The 3,090-nt window shown below is 42.1% G+C and carries 4 protein-coding genes; all 4 read left to right on the top strand.

Features of this window, described 5'->3' with window-relative positions:
- Positions 1 to 255: 255 nt before the first annotated feature.
- Genes C5684_RS09635 through C5684_RS08745 form a run of 4 tightly spaced genes read left to right on the top strand, consistent with a single transcriptional unit; the run spans position 256 to position 2,656 of the window.
- Positions 256 to 1,275, top strand: coding sequence for a tetratricopeptide repeat protein (locus tag C5684_RS09635; RefSeq protein ID WP_233708737.1), 1,020 nt, complete (start codon positions 256 to 258; stop codon positions 1,273 to 1,275).
- Positions 1,276 to 1,281: 6 nt separating this feature from the next.
- Entirely contained in the window at positions 1,282 to 1,671 is a 390-nt protein-coding gene (locus C5684_RS08755; protein ID WP_104640073.1) for a hypothetical protein, read from the top strand.
- A 9-nt stretch (positions 1,672 to 1,680) separates the two neighbouring features.
- A complete protein-coding gene (locus C5684_RS08750; protein ID WP_104640072.1) occupies positions 1,681 to 2,442 on the top strand; it encodes an HrgA protein in 762 nt (253 codons plus the stop codon).
- Between the two features lie 19 nt (positions 2,443 to 2,461).
- Positions 2,462 to 2,656, top strand: a complete 195-nt coding sequence (locus tag C5684_RS08745) for a hypothetical protein (RefSeq protein ID WP_104628482.1) — start codon at positions 2,462 to 2,464, stop codon at positions 2,654 to 2,656.
- The last annotated feature ends 434 nt before the right edge of the window (positions 2,657 to 3,090 follow it).

Below are 3,090 nucleotides of genomic sequence, written 5' to 3'. Positions count from 1 at the left end.
TATGGGAGAGTATGTCAATCGGTTAGCTTGGAAGTTGGTGTTTTAGGTGTTTTTTAGATGTTGTAGCAAAAACTCCAAGAAATACTCGATTCTGTCCTGTGCAAGGCTTACAATCTGTTTAGAGTAGCTTGCACCACCACTTAGTGCACAGGCAAAAAGTCTAGGGTAGGCAATGCCGCAAGGAGCGTTGGCACACTTTAAAGATGCGCAAAAAAAAAAAANNAACAAGAGATTTTAAAAGAGGGGCTAAAAGACTTGTGCAACCAAGACGCGCTTAACGGACAATGTACTAATGACTTAAAAGAAGCTAAAGCCTTTGCTAAGGCATCAGAGGATGCTTTGACTAGAAATAAGAAAGGGACATTAACTCCTATAGACTTTAGCTTCTCCCCTGCCTTTTTTGCAAACACCGCTTTAGACACAGCCAAACCTAAACCTAAGTCAAGCGCAACAAAACCCCTATGGCAATATGGTAGAAACACCAAACAAGCCTTTGAGGACTATACCAAAGCCCTAGAACAAAATGACCCTATTGCGTGGCTAGAGCTGGGTAAAATGTATTTGCAGGGGGTTTTTGTCGCTCCTAATCCACATAAAGCTTTAGAGCACTTTAAAAAGGCTGCGGAACTAGGCTCAGAACAGGCAAAAGTAGGACAAAACTTGATCAATGAAAATTTTGAGGAAGAAGGGATTAAGATGCCTAGCAAACCTGTGGCGTTTTCTACCGATCTAGTTGCTAATGGTGAGGGTCGAGCCGGGTTAGATTTTGCATTTGAAGAATGCGAAGTAGAATTTTACGAGGAAATTATAGATACCTTAAAGAAACAAGCAGAAAGTGGAGATGCACAGGCGAGTGCATGGCTGGGACTTTATATGATTAATGCGGGCAGTCTAGAAGAAAGTCCCTATTGGTATTTGGAGGAAAGCTATGAGCACGATGACCGCTTACGCCTATACTCTAATCGGGCTTATGATGCGATGCAAAAGGCGATTAAAGGGGGCTACATACAGGCGTATTATTTCTTGGGGGGCGAAGAGTTGCTGTATGAAGATCGCTCTAAGATTTTAAACGAAAACGAGGCGCTCTTGGGCTTATATGGGTTTTATGATTCGATGGATAGCGTGTGCAGCAGTGATCAGGGGAATAGTTGTGAGGATGAGTATGTAGAGGGGTTAGTGCCTGAGGATTGGCGGATTTGGTATGAGGAAGAGGAGCGCACAAAGTTTTATAACAGCAAGATCAAAGAGAGCCTACAAAAGGGCTTAGAGTTTTGAGATTGCTTGTGTGCTGCGGCTTGGGTGAAAATCCAGCAACAAGAGATTGAGCGTCAAAGCAAGGAAGGTAAGGATATAGAGCCAAGCGCACTTCTTGCTAAACGCTGCGAGTGGATCGCACTGTTAAAACCTTTTTGGCAAGAGCAACGACACCACCGTGTTTTAAGCAAACTTTTAGAACTTTTAGAGGCGCAAATTGCTTTTTGTGAGGAGAGCAAGGGTTTTGATTCTAGCCTTAAACAAAAGGACATCGTAAAAGCCGATTTGGAAACTTTTGGGTATTACAAACAATGCCTAAAAGAGCGCAAGGATTACCATAAACTATTGGGTGGACAAGAAAGCGCACAACAACTGAGTCAGTATTACAAAAACTACAACAAATGTCTACTTTTCTAAGGAAAACCTATGAAACAAGACTACCTAGAAATTGTCCTAGCTGTGCTCAAAGAAGCCAAAGCTCCCGTGTCGATCTATGACCTTTACACAAGGGCGCAAGAGCTTTACAAAGCGCACAAGATCGATAAAATGTTTAGCACAGCCGAGCATTTGACTTACTTCCCTGCGTATAAGGCTTTAAAGAACAAGGAGGAAGTGCCTTTCGTGCAAGTGGAGGGCAAACCCATCAGCATTGCCCTTAAAGAATATGCGGATAATGTAGTTGAGAGCACAACCCAAACAAGCTCTTCAACTTCTTGTAAAACAGAAACCCACCACGAACGCACATTGCACCCACTACTAGCCTACTTTGTCCAACACAAATGGGGCGCACACACCAAGACCATTAAACACGAAAGTGCGCTCAAAGCCAAACAGGGCAAAAACTCTTGGCTTTATCCAGATATGGTAGGAGCGAGTTTTGCGTATAAGAACTTCGATCCTGCTTTGCGTGAGTTTGTAGAGAACTTTGACATTTTGCCCTTAAAACTCTTTTCTTTTGAACTCAAAAAGCAAGTGGATTTAAGCAATTGCAGAGAACATTACTTCCAAGCCATCAGCAACAGCTCTTGGGCTAATGAGGGCTACTTAGTGGCTGAAAAACTAAACATCCAAGACAATGATTTAATGGATTTGCTCAAACGATTACACGCAAGCTTTGGCATAGGCGTGATTGTGTTAGACACTGAAGATTTGACAAAAAAGCCAAGTGCTCTTAAATGCAAGGTTTAAAGACAATTTAGACCACACGATGCTAGGCGAGTTGTCTAAAAACTCTCCCGATTTTCAAGAGTTTTTAAAAGCCTTGAGTCTTTACCACGGAGCGATTAAGGCAAATATGAGCGAACAAACAAACTTCCAGGCCTTTGACAGTGTCCTAAGCCCTAAGAGCTTAGAAGAATACATCAAGATGGAGATTTTAAAACTAGAGCCACAAGAGAGCTAACCCATAGAAAGGAGAGGTTATGTCTGTGCTGCCTTAATAAGACTGGCTCTTAAGAGCTAAGGGTTTTGGTTGGTGTGAGAAATGAAGTTTTAAAAAATGATTTAAGGAGAAAATGATGGCAATTACATATGCGGAAGTGAAATCGCAACAGCTCCATGTCTATGGTGAGAAAAATAAAACACTTTATATGCACGCTATGAGCCCGAGCGATAAACTACTAGGCTTACAGCTAACTCTGTAACCGTGAAAAAAGGGCAATACACGATAACTTATGATGAAAAAGGCAAAACCATCAGCACGCACCACACGCCTTAATCTTAAGATTTTCAAGCCCAAACTAGGGCACGCCTTTTAGGGTAGCCACAAGCTATCCGCCCACAAGATTTTAAAAAAAGGATAAGCAATGGCAACCACACAAAAACGCTATTTTCCCA

The organism is Helicobacter bizzozeronii, assembly GCF_900196775.1.
Taxonomy (GTDB): domain Bacteria; phylum Campylobacterota; class Campylobacteria; order Campylobacterales; family Helicobacteraceae; genus Helicobacter; species Helicobacter bizzozeronii.
The sequence above is the reverse complement of the archived record's forward strand: the minus strand, read 5'-3'. Positions and strand labels throughout refer to the sequence as shown.